At 68.8% G+C, this 14,084-nt stretch carries 15 protein-coding genes; 13 read left to right on the top strand and 2 right to left on the bottom strand.

All coding sequences use genetic code 11. The annotated features are described in order from the left end of the window. Positions 1–18 precede the first annotated feature (18 nt). On the top strand, positions 19–2,283 hold the full coding sequence (locus ACYVJH_RS03680) for a thiamine pyrophosphate-dependent enzyme (RefSeq protein WP_460453295.1): 2,265 nt from the start codon (positions 19–21) through the stop codon (positions 2,281–2,283). 16 nt (positions 2,284–2,299) lie between these two features. Beyond that, a complete protein-coding gene (locus ACYVJH_RS03675) occupies positions 2,300–3,202 on the top strand; it encodes an adenylate/guanylate cyclase domain-containing protein (protein WP_460453294.1) in 903 nt (300 codons plus the stop codon). Between the two features lie 47 nt (positions 3,203–3,249). Here ACYVJH_RS03675 and ACYVJH_RS03670 read toward each other — a convergent pair whose 3' ends face one another. Both ACYVJH_RS03670 and ygfZ read right to left on the bottom strand, forming a co-directional pair. Next, positions 3,250–4,155, bottom strand: coding sequence for a phosphate/phosphite/phosphonate ABC transporter substrate-binding protein (locus tag ACYVJH_RS03670; protein ID WP_460453293.1), 906 nt, complete (start codon positions 4,153–4,155; stop codon positions 3,250–3,252). Between the two features lie 66 nt (positions 4,156–4,221). Further along, a complete protein-coding gene (gene ygfZ, locus ACYVJH_RS03665) occupies positions 4,222–5,109 on the bottom strand; it encodes a CAF17-like 4Fe-4S cluster assembly/insertion protein YgfZ (protein WP_460453292.1) in 888 nt (295 codons plus the stop codon). Positions 5,110–5,115: 6 nt separating this feature from the next. Between ygfZ and ACYVJH_RS03660 the strand changes: the two genes are divergently transcribed. The 11 genes from ACYVJH_RS03660 to ACYVJH_RS03610 all read left to right on the top strand — a co-directional run bounded on the left by ACYVJH_RS03660 (position 5,116) and on the right by ACYVJH_RS03610 (position 14,083). Next, positions 5,116–5,268: a DUF1674 domain-containing protein gene (locus ACYVJH_RS03660; RefSeq protein WP_460453291.1), complete on the top strand. Its 153-nt coding sequence runs from the start codon at positions 5,116–5,118 to the stop codon at positions 5,266–5,268. Positions 5,269–5,324: 56 nt separating this feature from the next. Next, on the top strand, positions 5,325–5,720 hold the full coding sequence (gene sdhC / locus ACYVJH_RS03655) for a succinate dehydrogenase, cytochrome b556 subunit (RefSeq protein WP_460453290.1): 396 nt from the start codon (positions 5,325–5,327) through the stop codon (positions 5,718–5,720). Next, positions 5,717–6,094 (top strand): succinate dehydrogenase, hydrophobic membrane anchor protein, encoded by a 378-nt coding sequence (gene sdhD, locus ACYVJH_RS03650; RefSeq protein WP_460453289.1) that lies wholly within the window; start codon positions 5,717–5,719, stop codon positions 6,092–6,094. The genes sdhC and sdhD overlap by 4 nt, the downstream gene beginning before the upstream one ends. 7 nt (positions 6,095–6,101) lie before the next feature. Then, the gene (gene sdhA, locus ACYVJH_RS03645) at positions 6,102–7,892 is read left to right on the top strand and encodes a succinate dehydrogenase flavoprotein subunit (protein ID WP_460453288.1); all 1,791 of its coding nucleotides are present in this window, start codon (positions 6,102–6,104) and stop codon (positions 7,890–7,892) included. 17 nt (positions 7,893–7,909) lie between these two features. After that, positions 7,910–8,692 carry a succinate dehydrogenase iron-sulfur subunit gene (locus ACYVJH_RS03640; protein ID WP_460453287.1) on the top strand — a complete coding sequence of 261 codons (783 nt, stop codon included), beginning with the start codon at positions 7,910–7,912 and terminating at the stop codon, positions 8,690–8,692. Between the two features lie 37 nt (positions 8,693–8,729). After that, positions 8,730–9,110 carry an MAPEG family protein gene (locus ACYVJH_RS03635; RefSeq protein ID WP_460453286.1) on the top strand — a complete coding sequence of 127 codons (381 nt, stop codon included), beginning with the start codon at positions 8,730–8,732 and terminating at the stop codon, positions 9,108–9,110. Further along, on the top strand, positions 9,107–9,355 hold the full coding sequence (locus ACYVJH_RS03630; protein ID WP_460453285.1) for an FAD assembly factor SdhE: 249 nt from the start codon (positions 9,107–9,109) through the stop codon (positions 9,353–9,355). Before ACYVJH_RS03635 ends, ACYVJH_RS03630 begins: the two co-directional genes overlap by 4 nt. A gap of 67 nt (positions 9,356–9,422) precedes the next feature. Beyond that, complete coding sequence (locus ACYVJH_RS03625) at positions 9,423–9,770, top strand: hypothetical protein (RefSeq protein WP_460453284.1); 348 nt, start codon at positions 9,423–9,425, stop codon at positions 9,768–9,770. A gap of 6 nt (positions 9,771–9,776) precedes the next feature. Then, the gene (locus ACYVJH_RS03620) at positions 9,777–11,021 is read left to right on the top strand and encodes a lipoprotein-releasing ABC transporter permease subunit (RefSeq protein WP_460453283.1); all 1,245 of its coding nucleotides are present in this window, start codon (positions 9,777–9,779) and stop codon (positions 11,019–11,021) included. Further along, on the top strand, positions 11,014–11,715 hold the full coding sequence (gene lolD / locus ACYVJH_RS03615) for a lipoprotein-releasing ABC transporter ATP-binding protein LolD (RefSeq protein ID WP_460453282.1): 702 nt from the start codon (positions 11,014–11,016) through the stop codon (positions 11,713–11,715). The genes ACYVJH_RS03620 and lolD overlap by 8 nt, the downstream gene beginning before the upstream one ends. A gap of 1 nt (position 11,716) precedes the next feature. After that, positions 11,717–14,083 carry a DNA internalization-related competence protein ComEC/Rec2 gene (locus tag ACYVJH_RS03610; protein ID WP_460453281.1) on the top strand — a complete coding sequence of 789 codons (2,367 nt, stop codon included), beginning with the start codon at positions 11,717–11,719 and terminating at the stop codon, positions 14,081–14,083. Position 14,084 lies beyond the last annotated feature (1 nt).

Below are 14,084 nucleotides of genomic sequence, written 5' to 3'. Positions count from 1 at the left end.
CTACCAACCGAGCTGCCCATGCCTGTCGCCACGCCCATTCCCGCCCGTCACAAGGACGTCAACCGCGCCAAGGTCTGCGACGACAATTTCGTCGAATTCGTCAAGGCCTGGGACGGCCGGCCCGGCCACCGGCCGGCGCCCGACGAGGCCGTGCTCGAGGGCAGCCACTGCAGCGCGCAGGATTTCCTGGAACTGTTCGAATCGCAGCTGGTGTCGCGCCACCTCGACCTGATGGCACGCGTGCTGCGCGTGCAGCAAAAGGTTTTCTACACGATCGGCAGCTCGGGACACGAAGGCAATGCGATGGTGGCGCGGCTCACCCGCCACACCGATCCGGCCTTCCTGCACTACCGGTCCGGCGGCTTCATGGCCGAGCGTTTCCGCAAGCTGCCGGGCCTGGACCCGGTGATGGACTCGGCCCTGAGCTTTGCGGCCAGCAAGGACGATCCGATCTCGGGTGGCCGCCACAAGGTCTGGGGCAGCAAGCCGCTGTGGGTGTTGCCACAGACGTCCACCATCGCCTCGCACCTGCCCAAGGCGTTGGGCACCGCCATTGCGATCGAACAGGCGCGGCGCATCGGCCACGCGCTGCCGATCCCCGATGATTCGATCGCGGTGTGCAGCTTCGGCGATGCCTCGAGCAACCATGCCACCGCACAGACCGCCTTCAACACCGCCCAGTGGACCGCCTACCAGCGCCTGCCGGCGCCGGTGCTTTTCGTCTGCGAGGACAACGGCATCGGCATCTCGGTGAAAACCCCGGGCGGCTGGATCGGCAATGCCTTCCGCCAGCGCCCGGGCCTGGACTACTTCTTCGCCGACGGCCTGGACCTGGCCGGCGGCTACGGCCAGGTCCAGGCCGCGGTCGAGCACTGCCGCCGCACCCGCCGCCCGACCTTCCTGCACCTGCAGACCACCCGCATCATGGGCCACGCCGGCACCGACTTCGAGATCGAGTGGCGCAGCTTCGAGGAGCTGATGGCGGTCGAGGCCAGCGACCCGCTGCTGCGCTCGGCGGCCATCGCGCTCGAATCGGGCCTGATGGGCAAGGACGAACTGCTGGCGAAGTACGAGGCCATGCGGGCGCGCTGTTTCGCCGCGGCCGAGGAAGCCGACCGCCGGCCCAAGCTCGACGACCTGGCCGAAGTGATGGCGCCGCTGGCGCCGTACACGCCCGACAAGGTGCAGGCCCAGGCCACCCGCAGCGACTTCGGCGAGCGCCGCCTGGCCGTGTTCGGCAGCGAGGCGCGGCTGCCGGAGAACCAGCCCCCGAAGCACCTGGCCATCCAGATCAACCAGGCCCTGCACGACCTGTTCTGCCAGTACCCCGAGGCCCTGCTGTTCGGCGAGGACGTGGCCCAGAAAGGCGGCGTCTACACGGTCACCAAGGGCCTGCACAAGGCCTTCCGCAATGCCCGGGTGTTCAACACCCTGCTCGACGAGACCATGATCCTGGGCCTGGCCCAGGGGTATGCCAACGTCGGCCTGTTGCCGCTGCCGGAAATCCAGTACTTGGCCTATTTCCACAACGCCTGCGACCAGATCCGCGGCGAGGCCTGCAGCCTGCAGTTCTTCTCCAACGGCCAGTTCCGCAACCCGATGGTGATGCGCATTGCCTCGCTGGGTTACCAGCGCGGCTTCGGCGGGCATTTCCACAACGACAATTCGATCACTGCGCTGCGCGACATCCCGGGCCTGGTGGTCGGCTGCCCCAGCCGCGGCGACGACGCCGCCACCATGCTGCGCACGATGATGGCGCTTGCGAAGGTGGACGGACGCGTCTGTGCATTCCTCGAGCCGATCGCGCTCTACATGACCAAGGATCTCCACGAAGCGGGCGACGGCCAGTGGCTGACCACGTACCCGGCGCCGGGCGAGGCCATGGTCCTGGGCGAAGAGCGGGTTTATTCCCCGGAAGCGACCGACCTGGTCATCTTCAGCTTCGGCAACGGCGTTCCGATGAGTCTGCGCGCCGCCCGCCGGATCGAGGCCGGGAAGGGCTGGAAGGTCCGCGTGGTGGACCTGCGCTGGCTGCAGCCACTCAACGCCGAGGCCATCGCCCGCCATGCCGGCGAATGCAAACGCATCCTGGTGGTGGACGAGGGGCGGCGCTCGGCCGGCGTCGGCGAAGGCATCATCACCGCCGTGGTCGAGGCCGGGCAGGGCGCCAAGCCCCTGCGGCGCGTGGTCGGCGAGGACACCTATACGCCGCTGGCCGGCGCCGCCTTCCTGGTCATTCCCTCGGACGACGACATCGTGGCGATGGCCGCGCAGATTCCCTGATATCGTTCCCTACGTCATGAGCCAGTCCCGGCCCCAGACCATCCTGTTCGCCGACGTCAGCGGCAGTACGCGCCTTTTCGAGAACAAGGGCGACGTCGAGGCGCGGCGCCTGATCGCGTTGGTTCTCGACGCGTTGTCGGGCGTCTGCGCCCAGCATGGCGGCCGGGTCATCAAGACCATCGGCGACGAAATCATGTGCACCTTCCCGCGCGCCATCAACGGCGTGCTTGCCGCCTGCGACATGCAGCGGCGGCTGGCGCGGGACCTGGTGTTCGTGCGCGACAACCTGGCCGTGCGGATCGGCCTGCACCACGGCGAAGCCCTGGAGGAAGCCGACGGCGACGTCTACGGCGATGCGGTGAACGTCGCGGCACGCATGGCATCGCTGGCCAAGCGGGAACAGGTGGTCACCACCGCCGCGACCTTCGATGGCCTTGCCGGCAAGGTGCCCGAGGCGCGCAGCCTGGGCAAGGCGCGGGTCAGCGGCAAGCTGTTGCCCATCGCCATCGTCGACCTGGTCTGGCAGGAGGACACCTCCGGCATGACCATGGTGCAGGCGGGGCCGCGGGGCGGCGGCAAGGAAGACGCGGCCGACGAGTCGGTGCTGCGGCTCAGGCACCGCGGCGAGACCATCGAGCTACGGCCCGATTCCGAACCTTTCCTGATGGGGCGCGAACCGGGCAACCAGCTGGTGGTGGAGGCCGACTGGGTCAGCCGCACCCACGCGATGGTGGAGTACAAGCGCGGCCACTTCATGCTGACCGACCGGTCCACGAATGGCACCTTCGTGCGCGTGGGCGAGGACGACGAGCTCAAGCTGCATCGTGACGAAGTACACCTGCGAAAGGCGGGCGCGATCAGCCTGGGGCAGAGCTTCGCCGCCAACAGCGGCGACATCATCCACTTCGAAGCGGGCTGATACCGCCGGCACGCCCGGCGCGATGCCGGGCGGCCGTGCGGGGCGGATCAGTTGTCCGCGGTGACTTCCAGCCCGCCCAGGTCCTCGTCGCTGATGGAGTCGAGGTCAATGGCTTCGGGTTCGGGCTCTTCCTCGACCACCGGCGCGGCCGGGCGCGCCTTGTAGCCGAACACGCCGGCCAGCAGGCTCTCGCTGTTGGTGTAGTCCGCCGACGGCGCGTCCACGAACTGGGTGGCGCCCAGCTCGACCAGCACCTCGTAGGAGCCCGGGTCTTCGTGCAGCTTCAGCATCGCTTCCTCGACCGCATCCTGCACGTCGGACGGCACGGTGCCGGCGGCGCTGAGCGTACGGCCGATGAACTCGCGCGATTCCGAAACGACCACCAGGTTCGGGTACAGCTGGGCGATGTAGTTGGGCACCATCGCCGCGTCGGTTTCCTGCGAGAAGATCATTTCCACGCCATCGCGCCAGCCGGTACCCACCGATTTGATCTCGGGTGCGGCAATCGGATTGCGGTAGATTTCCAGCATCAGCAGGTAACCCATGCTGGGCGAAGGCATCGACACCACCGGTCGGCCAATCAGCCCGCTGGTGCCTTCATCGGCAACCACCGCGTCGGCAAGCAGCGAGTAGCGCGTCGGTTCAAGCGTGCGCACCAGCGGCGTGAAGCCCAGGCGGCCCATGCGGTAGCCGGCGAAGTGGGCTTCCTCGAAGGCGAAGTCAACCTTCATGCCGGCGCGCAGATCGCGCCAGTACACGTGGTAGTTCGACGCCGTCTTGAGCCGGAAGGTATGGCCGGTGGACGCCGAAAGGTAATCGAGCAACGGCTGGTAGACCATCTCGGCCTGGGCCGGTGGGTAGTTGGGCTCGACCGCAAGCGTGTAGTCCGCGGCCAGCGCAGGCGCCGCCGTGAAGGCGATGGCCGCGGCCAGCAAGCATTTCTTGAGCATCATGATCTGTTCCTCCCTGTGGAGGCGGGTATAACAGACAAACGCCCATGGGCCAAGGCGAGCCGGGCTTCAGCGAGCGAGTCCGTTCAGCAGTTCCAGGCGGGCCAGCCCCTGGCCGGCGGCAGTCAAGCCGTCGGTGTCCGGCGTGGCGGCCAGCACCGCCAGCAGCTCGTCGCCGTCCACGCAGACCACGCTGCCCAGCTCCCGGCCCTGCCCATCCTGGACCGGGCTGCCGGCGGGCGGGGCAGGGTCGGCCCGGAGCCGCGCCATGGTCCGCTTGGCCTGGCCCAGGTAGTGGGTGCGCGAGACGATTTCCTGTCCGGGGTAACAGCCCTTCTTCAGGCTGTACGCCGCGAGCCGGTCGAGCGACAGCATCTGCGGGGTCCAGGCTTCGCGCTGGTCCGCGGGGAGCCGGGGCAGGCCGTGCGCCAGGTCGGCCTGGCGCCAGCTCCGGGAGGTCGCCGGGTCTTCGGTGGCGATGGCCGGATCCCCGGCGGGCAGCAGCCACAGGCCGCGGTCGGCACCTTCACCGGACAGGTCCAGCACCCAGCCGGTCAGACTGTCGCCGCTGGCCAGGGCGCGATCCGGGCCCGTCGGTGCCGGCCCCGCGCAGGCACGCCAGTTTTCCAGCGGCAGCAGGTCCAGCTTGCTGCGGAAAACGAAACGTTGCAGGTGTGCGGCCATCTCCGCGGCGGCGAAGTCGGGCAGCACCATGAGGAACTGGTCGTCGGCCTCGCGGAGCAGCGCAAACAGCGCAATCACGCGGCCTTTTGGCGTCAGCAGGCCATTCCAGTGCCATCGCGCCGGCAAGAGCGCGACCACGTCGTTCATCGCCTGGGCCTGCAGGAACGCCGCTGCATCGCGCCCGGCGACACGCAACAGGCCGATGCCGGGCAGGGTGGGGCAGGTGCCCGGAGCAGGATTTGGCTTGAACGACATGGGGGTGGGACTTAACATGTTCAGATGTCCTCGGAGCCGCGCATCATAGGCGATACCCGCACCCGCCCCGAAACCCCGGCCGGCACGGCGCCCCCCGAGGAAATCGGCGGACGCGACGGTCCCGACCCCACGCGCTACGGCGATTGGGAGAAGAACGGCCGCTGCATCGACTTCTGACGCCACGCCGACATCCGGCAGGGCATCCTTCCCACTCCAACCGACGAGCGCAGCCCATGGCGACGCAAGAACGACCCCTGTCCCCGCACCTGCAGGTCTACAAGCCGCAGCTGACCACCACGATGTCCATCCTGCACCGTGCCACCGGCGTGGTGCTGGCGCTTGGCGCGCTGCTGTTCGCCGCCTGGCTGGTGGCGGTTGCCGGCGGCGCCGAAACCTTTGAGCTCGCCCGGGCAGCCCTGGCTTCGATGGTCGGAAGGATTACGCTTTTCGCGCTGTCGGCCTGCCTGGTCTATCACCTGTTGAACGGCATCAGGCACCTCGCCTGGGACGCCGGCTACGGCTACGACATTCCCAAGGCCTATGCCAGCGGCTACGCGGTGCTGGTGCTGGCCGTGCTGATCACCGCCGGGCTGTGGTGGGCCGGCCTGTCCATGGGGGGCGCGGCATGAGCCTTCGCAATCCGCTCGCCCGTGCCAAGGGCCTGGGTTCGGCCAAGGACGGCACCAGCCACTGGTGGCACCAGCGCCTCAGCGCCGTCGCCCTGCTCCTGATGGGCCCCTGGTTCGTCATCCTGATGGTTGGCCTCATCGGCGCCGACCAGGAACGGGTCCGCACTGTGCTCTCGCAGCCGCTCACCGCCATCGTGCTGACCGCCTTCGTGCTGTCGCTGTTCTGGCACGCCCGCCTGGGCCTGCAGGTGGTCATCGAGGACTACGTGCACGGCGGCGCCGAGCTGCTGCTGCAGGTGATCGTCAAGTTCGCCTTCGCCATCGCCGCCATCGCCTCCCTGCTGGCCATTGGCCGCATCGTCTTCACAGCCTGAGAACGCCATGACGTCCGCCTACAAGATCCACGAACACAAGTACGACATGGTCGTCGTCGGTGCCGGCGGTGCCGGCCTGCGCGCCACCTTCGGCCTGGCCCAGAAGGGCCTCAAGACCGCCTGCATCAGCAAGGTCTTCCCGACCCGTTCGCACACCGTGGCGGCGCAGGGCGGCATTTCCGCCGCGCTGGGCAACATGGGCGAGGACGATTGGCGCTTCCACTTCTACGACACCATCAAGGGGTCGGACTGGCTGGGCGACCAGGACGCGATCGAATACATGTGCCGCGAGGCCATCCCGGCGATCATCGAACTCGAGCACCAGGGCGTGCCGTTTTCGCGCACCGAGGACGGCAAGATCTACCAGCGCCCCTTCGGCGGCATGACCACGCACTACGGCAAGGGCACCGCCCAGCGCACCTGCGCCGCCGCCGACCGCACCGGCCACGCCATCCTGCACACGCTCTACCAGCAGTCGCTGGCGCATTCGGCCGAGTTCTTCATCGAATATTTCGCGCTTGACCTGATCATGGACGAGGAGGGCGCCTGCCGCGGCGTACTCGCGCTCGACATGAGCACCGGCGAGCTGCACCTGTTCCGCGCCCAGGGCACGGTTCTGGCCACCGGCGGTTATGGTCGCGCCTACTTCAGCGCCACCTCGGCCCATACCTGCACCGGCGACGGCGGCGGCATGGCCCTGCGTGCCGGCCTGCCGCTGCAGGACATGGAGTTCGTGCAGTTCCATCCGACCGGCATCTACGGCGCCGGCTGCCTGATCACCGAAGGCGTGCGCGGCGAAGGCGGCATCCTGCGCAATTCGGCGGGTGAGCGTTTCATGGAACGTTATGCGCCCAACGCCAAGGACCTGGCCTCGCGCGACGTGGTGTCGCGCTCGATGACCATCGAGATCCGCGAAGGCCGCGGCGTCGGCCCGAAGAAGGACCACATCCATCTCGACCTCACCCACCTCAACCCGGCCGACATCCACGAGAAGCTGCCGGGCATCGCCGAGACCGCAAAGATCTTCGCCGGCGTCGACGTGACCAAGCAGCCGATCCCGGTGCTGCCGACCGTGCACTACAACATGGGCGGCCTGCAGACCAACTACCACGGCGAAGTGGTCACCCTGAAGAACGGCAACCCGGACACCGTCGTCGAAGGCCTGTACGCCATCGGCGAAGCGGCCTGCGTGTCGGTGCACGGCGCCAACCGCCTGGGGTCCAACTCGCTGCTCGACCTGGTGGTGTTCGGCCGGGCGGTGGCCAACCGCTGTGCCGAAACCATCAAGCCCGGCGCGCCGCACAGGTCGCTGGCGCCGTCGGCCTGCGACAAGTCCCTGGCCAACCTCGACAAGCTGCGCAACGCCAGCGGCAGCACGCCCACGGCGGTCATCCGCGACAACATGCAGCAGGTGATGCAGAACAACGCCGCGGTCTTCCGCACCGGCGAAACCCTGCTCGAGGGCGTGCAGAAGATCAGCGAAGTGCAGGCTTCCTTCGCCGACGTGCGCGTCTCCGACCGGTCGATGGTCTGGAATTCCGATCTCATCGAGACCCTGGAACTGCAGAACCTGCTGGGCCAGGCCGTGGCCACCATGGTGTCGGCGGAGAACCGCAAGGAGTCGCGTGGCGCCCACGCCCGCGAGGATTTCTCCGATCGCGACGACCAGAACTGGCACAAGCACACCCTGTGCTGGGTGGACGACGCGGGCCAGACCCGCCTCGACTATCGCCCGGTGCACATGTACACGCTGAGCAAGGACGTGGACGTCGTCCCGCCCAAGGCCCGCACCTACTGACTCCTGGATAACCGAAAATGGCTGAGTTCACCCTCCCCAAGAATTCCAAGGTCGGCAAGGGCAAGCACTTCGCGGCCCAGGGCGCGAAGAACGTGCGCACCTTCAAGGTCTACCGCTGGAACCCGGACGACAGCGCCAACCCGCGCACCGACACCTACGAGGTCGACATGGACGCGTGCGGGCCGATGGTCCTGGACGCGCTGATCAAGATCAAGAACGAAATCGACCCCACGCTGACCTTTCGCCGGTCCTGCCGCGAGGGCATCTGCGGCTCCTGCGCGATGAACATCGACGGCACCAACACCCTGGCCTGCACCAAGGCCATCGAAGACTGCGGAAAGAAGGAAGTGCCGATCTACCCGCTGCCGCACATGCCGGTGGTGAAGGACCTGGTGCCGGACCTGACGCATTTTTACGCCCAGTACGCGTCGATCAAGCCCTGGCTGCGCACGCAGAGCGCGGCACCAGCCAAGGAGCGCCTGCAGTCCAAGGAAGACCGGGCCAAGCTCGACGGTCTGTACGAGTGCATCCTGTGCGCCTGCTGCTCGACCAGCTGCCCGAGCTACTGGTGGAACGGCGACCGTTACCTGGGTCCGGCCGTGCTCCTGCAGGCCTACCGCTGGATCGTCGATTCGCGCGACGAAGACACGGGCGCCCGCCTGGACGACCTCGAGGATCCGTTCAAGCTCTATCGCTGCCACACCATCATGAACTGCGCACGCACCTGTCCGAAGGGCCTGAACCCGGCGCGAGCGATCGGCGAAATCAAGAAGCTGATGCTTCAGCGGAGGGGTGCCTGAGATGGAATCACGCGACCTGCTCATGCCAGCTTTTGCCATGGCCGCACTCACGTTCGTCGTGATGGGCCGCATGGGTGCCGAGCGCCTGGGCCAACTGGCGCGCGAGCGCATCCATCCCCAGGCAGTGGCCACGTCCGCCCAGATGGCCGCGCGCCTGAAGGACAGCCGTGCCGCGGACAACTTCCGCAACCTGTTCGAACTCCCGGTGCTGTTTTACCTGGCGCTGGTCGTGGGCGTTCAGATGGACCTGGCTTCGCCGCTGACGGTGGGCCTGGCCTGGGCGTTCGTGGCCCTGCGGGTGGTGCACAGCGCCATCCACTGCAGCTACAACAAGGTCAGGCACCGCTTCCTGGCCTATGTGAGCGGTGGCCTGGTGCTGGTGGTGCTGTGGGGCGTGCTGCTGGCCGGGATTCTGTGAGCGAAGACCCCGAGCTTCGCCGGCTGCGCTGGCGCTGCCGGCGCGGCATGCGCGAACTCGACCAGCTGATGCTGCGTTATCTCGACGGCCGCTGGGCGGCCGCCGATGAATCGGAACGAGCCTTGTTCCTACGTCTGATGGACACCGAGGACGATAAGCTCTGGCGCTGGTTCATGGGCCGTGAGCGCCCGGAGGACACCGGACTTGCCACGATCGTCGAACGCATCCTTGCCCTGCCACATTGATTGGCGACCCTCGGCTTGGCTGGTGGGCGCCTTGTGCGCCATGGCGACACTGTCGGCGCTCTGTGTGATGGCGAGCAACCTGCAGGGTCCGTTCAAGCCGCTGTTGGCGGTGGTCGCGGCCCTGACGGGCCTGGCCCTGGCCCGGCGCGAGGCCCTGCGGCCTGTACTGCGCCTGGACTGGCAAGGTCCGACGCTGGTGGTGCACGACACCCGGGGCGGGAAACAGGTGCTCCAGCGACCGACCCTGTGCGAAAGGGGACCCCTGCTGTGCATCCAGGCCCGGACGGCCGGCGGCCGCCTCTGGTCGCGCAGCTGGTGGCCCGATACGCTGTCCGCCCCTGACCGTCGCCGGCTTCGTCTCGCCGGGTCCGTCAGCCCCCGTTCCGGAATCCACCTGCCATCCATGGCAGCCTAGGCCCCCATGCTCCCAAACCTCTCCCTCGCCATCGGCCTGCGCTACCTGCGGGCAAAACGTCGCAACGGCTTCATTTCCTTCATCTCGATGGCTTCGATCCTGGGGATCATCATCGGCGTGATGGCCCTGATCACCACCATTTCGGTGATGAGTGGTTTCCAGCAGGAACTTCGCGACCGCATCCTCGGCATGGTGGCGCATGCCACCGTTTCCGGCATCGGCGGACCCCTGCAGGACTGGCCACGCGCGGTCGAGCTCGCCGGCGAAGATCCGCGCGTCGTTGGCGCCGCCCCCTACGTGGAAACCGAATCACTGCTGCAGGGCCGCTCGCGTCGTGGGGCGATCATCCGCGGCGTGCTGCCCGCGCTCGAGCCCCAGGTTTCCGAACTCGCCGACAAGATGGTCCAGGGCCGCCTCGACGACCTGCAGGCCGGGGAATACCGCATCATCCTGGGCCGCGAACTGTCCTTGCTGCTGGGAGTCGGCGTTGGTGATTCGGTCAACGTCTACATCTCCGAAGCCACGGTCACGCCGCTCGGCGCCATGCCCCGGGCGCGGCGCTTCGAAGTGGTCGGTGTCTTCGAGGCCGGCGCGCAGGAATTCGACCTGGGCATGGCCCTCGTGCATCTCAATGACGCCCAGCGCCTGGGCCGCATGGGCGACGGCGTCAGCGGCGTGCGCCTCAAGCTGGTCGACCTGTGGGACGCCTGGCCGGTGGCACGCGACCTGGCCGACCGGATGCAGGGCAATTACCGCGTGCGCGACTGGACCCGGGACAACGCCAACTTCTTCCGGGCGCTCAAGCTCGAGAAGACGGTCATGTTCATCCTGCTGTCGCTGGTGATCGCCATCGCCGCCTTCAATCTGGTCTCCTCGCTGGTGATGCTGGTGCAGGACAAGCAGTCCGACATCGCCATCCTGCGGACCCTGGGCATGTCGCCCGGCTCGGTGATGCGGGTGTTCATCGTGCAGGGCATGGTGATCGGCCTGCTGGGCATCGGCATCGGCGTGGCCAGCGGCGTGCTGCTGGCCAGCAACCTGTCGAACATCGTGCGTTACATCGAGAACGCCACGCAGACCGAGCTGATGCCCTCGGATGTTTATTACATCAGCGGCGTGCCGACCCTGGTCGATCCGATGGACGTGCTGATGATTGCCTGCGTTGCCTTCGTACTTTGCCTGCTGGCCACCCTTTACCCGGCCTGGCGCGCTTCGCGCACCGATCCCGCCACGGCGCTGCGCTATGAATGAGCCCATGAACGACGTCGTCATCCGCTGCGAGAACCTGGGCAAGACCTACCAGGAAGGGGACCTGCGCACGCCCGTTTTCGACGGCCTGGAACTGTCCGTGCACCGCGGCGAGACCGTCGCCATCGTCGGCGCCTCCGGTGCCGGCAAGAGCACGCTGCTGCACTTGCTCGGTGGCCTGGACAGCGCCAGTTCGGGCGAGGTGCACGTCGCCGGCCAGCGCATGTCGTCCCTGGGCGAGCGCGAGCGCGGGCTGCTGCGCAACCGCGCCCTGGGCTTCGTCTACCAGTTCCATCACCTGCTGCCGGAATTCACCGCGCTCGAGAACGTCATGATGCCGCTGCTGATCCGCGGCGACCGCGATGGCTCCGCACGGCCCGTCGCGCAGGCCCTGCTCGAACGCGTGGGCCTGAGCCATCGCCTGGGCCACAAGCCGGGCGAACTCTCGGGCGGCGAACGCCAACGCGCCGCCGTGGCGCGCGCCCTGGTCGCACGCCCGGCCTGCGTGCTGGGCGACGAGCCCACCGGCAACCTCGACGAAAAAACCGCCGCCACGGTGTTCGATCTGCTGCTTGAACTCAACCGCGACCTGGGCACCGCCCTGGTCATGGTGACCCACGATCGCCGCCTGGCGCGGCGACTGGATCGGACCCTGGAACTGACCCAGGGACAACTGCGACCCGCCACCGGGGACTGAGTTGCCGGGCCAGCGCGCCCCGGCGCCGGCGCCCTTCGGGCCCGGAGCCGCGGCTGCCCTGCTGGCCGGTGTCGTGTGGGTGCAGGGGCTGGCCAGCCTGCCTGGGCCGGCGCTCGTCCTGGCCTGGTCATTTTGTGGGTTGCGACTATGGTGCTCGGCCACGCGATGGCGCTGGCTTGGCGCCGGCCTGGTTGGCGTCGGCCTGGCCTGCGCCCACGGCGCGCATTCGCTTTCATTGCGTCTGCCCGATGCGCTGTCGGGCACCGAACTGCGGCTCCGAGGGTACGTGACCGGCCTGCCCGAGGCGGGCGAGCACGCCAGGCGCTTCGCCTTCACCGTCGAAACCGGCGAGGGCCCCGCCGCAGCCCTGGCCGGCCGGCGACTGCAGTTGGGCTGGTACGTCCGTCCCGGCGAAAGCCTGCCGGCTATCCAGGCCGGCAGCCGGTGGCAGTTGACCGTGCGCCTGCGGCCACCGCGCGGCGTGCTCAACCCGGGCGGCTTCGACCTTGAACGCCGGGCACTGGAACGCCGGCTGGCCGCCACCGGCTACGTCGTCGAGGGGCAGCGCAGGGGCCCGCCGGCGACGCTGCAGGTCCTGGATCGCCGCCGCGAGGCCCTGTCGGCGGCGATATCGGAAGCGGTGCCCGACGCCCGCGCCCGATTCGTGCAGGCCCTGGCCCTGGGCGACACCCGCGGCCTGGTTGACCACGACTGGGCGGTATTGCGCGCCACGGGCCTGACCCACCTGATCGCCATTTCCGGTTTCCACGTCGGCCTGGTCGCCGGTTTCGGCGCGCTGCTGGGGCAGGGGCTGTGGCGCCTCTTGCCCTTCCTGGCGCGGCGCTGGCCCCGGCCGCTGGGCACCGCGGTGCTGGCCCTGGCGCTGTCGCTGGCCTACACGGCGCTGGCGGGATTCGCCCTGCCCACGGTTCGCACCGCACTGATGATCGCCGTGGTCGTGCTGGCACGACTGCTGCGCCGCCCCCAGGGCAATGGCCAGTCGCTGGCCCTGGCGACGATCGCGGTCCTGCTGGCCGATCCACTGGCCGTGCTCTCGCCGGGCTTCTGGCTCAGCTATCTCGGCGTCGCCTGGCTGCTGTGGTGCCTGCCCGCCGGGCCGGGCCAGGGGTGGTGGCGCCCCTTCGTCGGGGCCCAGGCGGTGGCGATGCTGGGGCTCCTGCCCGTCGGCGCCTGGTTCTTCAGCCAGGCGTCGCTGCCGGCGCCGCTGGTGAACCTGGTCGGCATCCCCTGGATCAGCCTGGGCGTGGTGCCCCTGGCCCTGCTCGGGCTCTTGCTGCATCCGCTGCATGAAAGCGCGGCCGCCCTGGCCTGGCAGGCAGCGGCCACGCTCATGCACTGGCTTTGGCTGGGCCTGGAGTGGGTGGCGGGCTGGCCCGCTGCGCTGGCCTGGCTGCCCGAGCCGGCGCCGGCCAGCCTGGTCCTGGCCCTGGCCGGTGCCTTCTGGCTCCTGCTGCCCCGCGGCGTACCCGGCAAGCCGCTGGCGGCGCTGCTGTTCCTGCCGCTGCTCTGGCCGGCCATGGACCGGCCCGGGCCGGGCGAAGCCGACCTGCTGATGGTGGACGTGGGGCAGGGGCTTTCCCTGGTGGTGCTGACCCAGCGCCACGTGCTGCTCTACGACGCCGGCCCGGCGCCGCCACGCGGCATGGACTTCGGCGAAGCGGCGGTGCTGCCGGCGCTGCGTGCGCTCGGGGTGCGCCACCTGCATGCCCTGGTGATCAGCCACGGCGACAACGACCACGCCGGCGGCGTCGACGCCGTGCGCGCCGGCCTGCCCGTGGGCCGGATCATCGCGCCGGCGGCCTGGGCCCGACCGGGCATGCAGGCCTGCTTGGCCGGGCAGGGCTGGCACTGGGACGGCGTGGAATTCACCTGGCTGCACCCGACGCCAGGTTTCCCCTACCTGCGCAACGACAGCAGCTGCGTGCTGCGGATCGAAGCGGCCGGGCAGGTCGCGCTGCTTCCCGGCGACATCGGGCGGCATGTTGAAGCGCGACTGGCCAGACTCCCCGCCCGGCAGGTGCGCAGCGATGTGCTGGTGGTGCCACACCACGGCAGCGACACGTCCTCGAGCCTGGACTTCCTTGCCGCGGTGCGACCCACGCTGGGGCTGCTGCCGGTGGGGCACCACAACCGTTTCGGCCTGCCCAATCAGATTGTCCTGGATCGGTACGATCGTTATGGCACGCCGTTGTTGGACAGCGCCGCGTCGGGCGCCGTGCGCCTGCGCCTCGGTCGCAGCGGCGTGCAGGTGCTCGAGCGGCTTCGCGCGGACCGCCCCCGGTATTGGCGCGATGCCCCGGCTGGCGGCACAGGCTATGCTATCGATCCCCCCCAACGGCATAGGTGAG

It is taken from the genome of Arenimonas aestuarii, assembly GCF_054781715.1.
The sequence above is the reverse complement of the archived record's forward strand: the minus strand, read 5'-3'. Positions and strand labels throughout refer to the sequence as shown.

Excerpts from the sequence above, each read along its gene's own strand:
- ACYVJH_RS03680 (WP_460453295.1), top strand. The coding sequence starts at position 19 with ATGCCTGTCGCCACGCCCATTCCCGCCCGTCACAAGGACGTCAACCGC.
- ACYVJH_RS03675 (WP_460453294.1), top strand. The coding sequence starts at position 2,300 with ATGAGCCAGTCCCGGCCCCAGACCATCCTGTTCGCCGACGTCAGCGGC.
- ACYVJH_RS03670 (WP_460453293.1), bottom strand. The coding sequence starts at position 4,155 with ATGATGCTCAAGAAATGCTTGCTGGCCGCGGCCATCGCCTTCACGGCG.
- ygfZ (WP_460453292.1), bottom strand. The coding sequence starts at position 5,109 with ATGTTAAGTCCCACCCCCATGTCGTTCAAGCCAAATCCTGCTCCGGGC.
- ACYVJH_RS03660 (WP_460453291.1), top strand. The coding sequence starts at position 5,116 with ATGTCCTCGGAGCCGCGCATCATAGGCGATACCCGCACCCGCCCCGAA.
- sdhC (WP_460453290.1), top strand. The coding sequence starts at position 5,325 with ATGGCGACGCAAGAACGACCCCTGTCCCCGCACCTGCAGGTCTACAAG.
- sdhD (WP_460453289.1), top strand. The coding sequence starts at position 5,717 with ATGAGCCTTCGCAATCCGCTCGCCCGTGCCAAGGGCCTGGGTTCGGCC.
- sdhA (WP_460453288.1), top strand. The coding sequence starts at position 6,102 with ATGACGTCCGCCTACAAGATCCACGAACACAAGTACGACATGGTCGTC.
- ACYVJH_RS03640 (WP_460453287.1), top strand. The coding sequence starts at position 7,910 with ATGGCTGAGTTCACCCTCCCCAAGAATTCCAAGGTCGGCAAGGGCAAG.
- ACYVJH_RS03635 (WP_460453286.1), top strand. The coding sequence starts at position 8,730 with ATGGCCGCACTCACGTTCGTCGTGATGGGCCGCATGGGTGCCGAGCGC.
- ACYVJH_RS03625 (WP_460453284.1), top strand. The coding sequence starts at position 9,423 with ATGGCGAGCAACCTGCAGGGTCCGTTCAAGCCGCTGTTGGCGGTGGTC.
- ACYVJH_RS03620 (WP_460453283.1), top strand. The coding sequence starts at position 9,777 with ATGCTCCCAAACCTCTCCCTCGCCATCGGCCTGCGCTACCTGCGGGCA.
- lolD (WP_460453282.1), top strand. The coding sequence starts at position 11,014 with ATGAATGAGCCCATGAACGACGTCGTCATCCGCTGCGAGAACCTGGGC.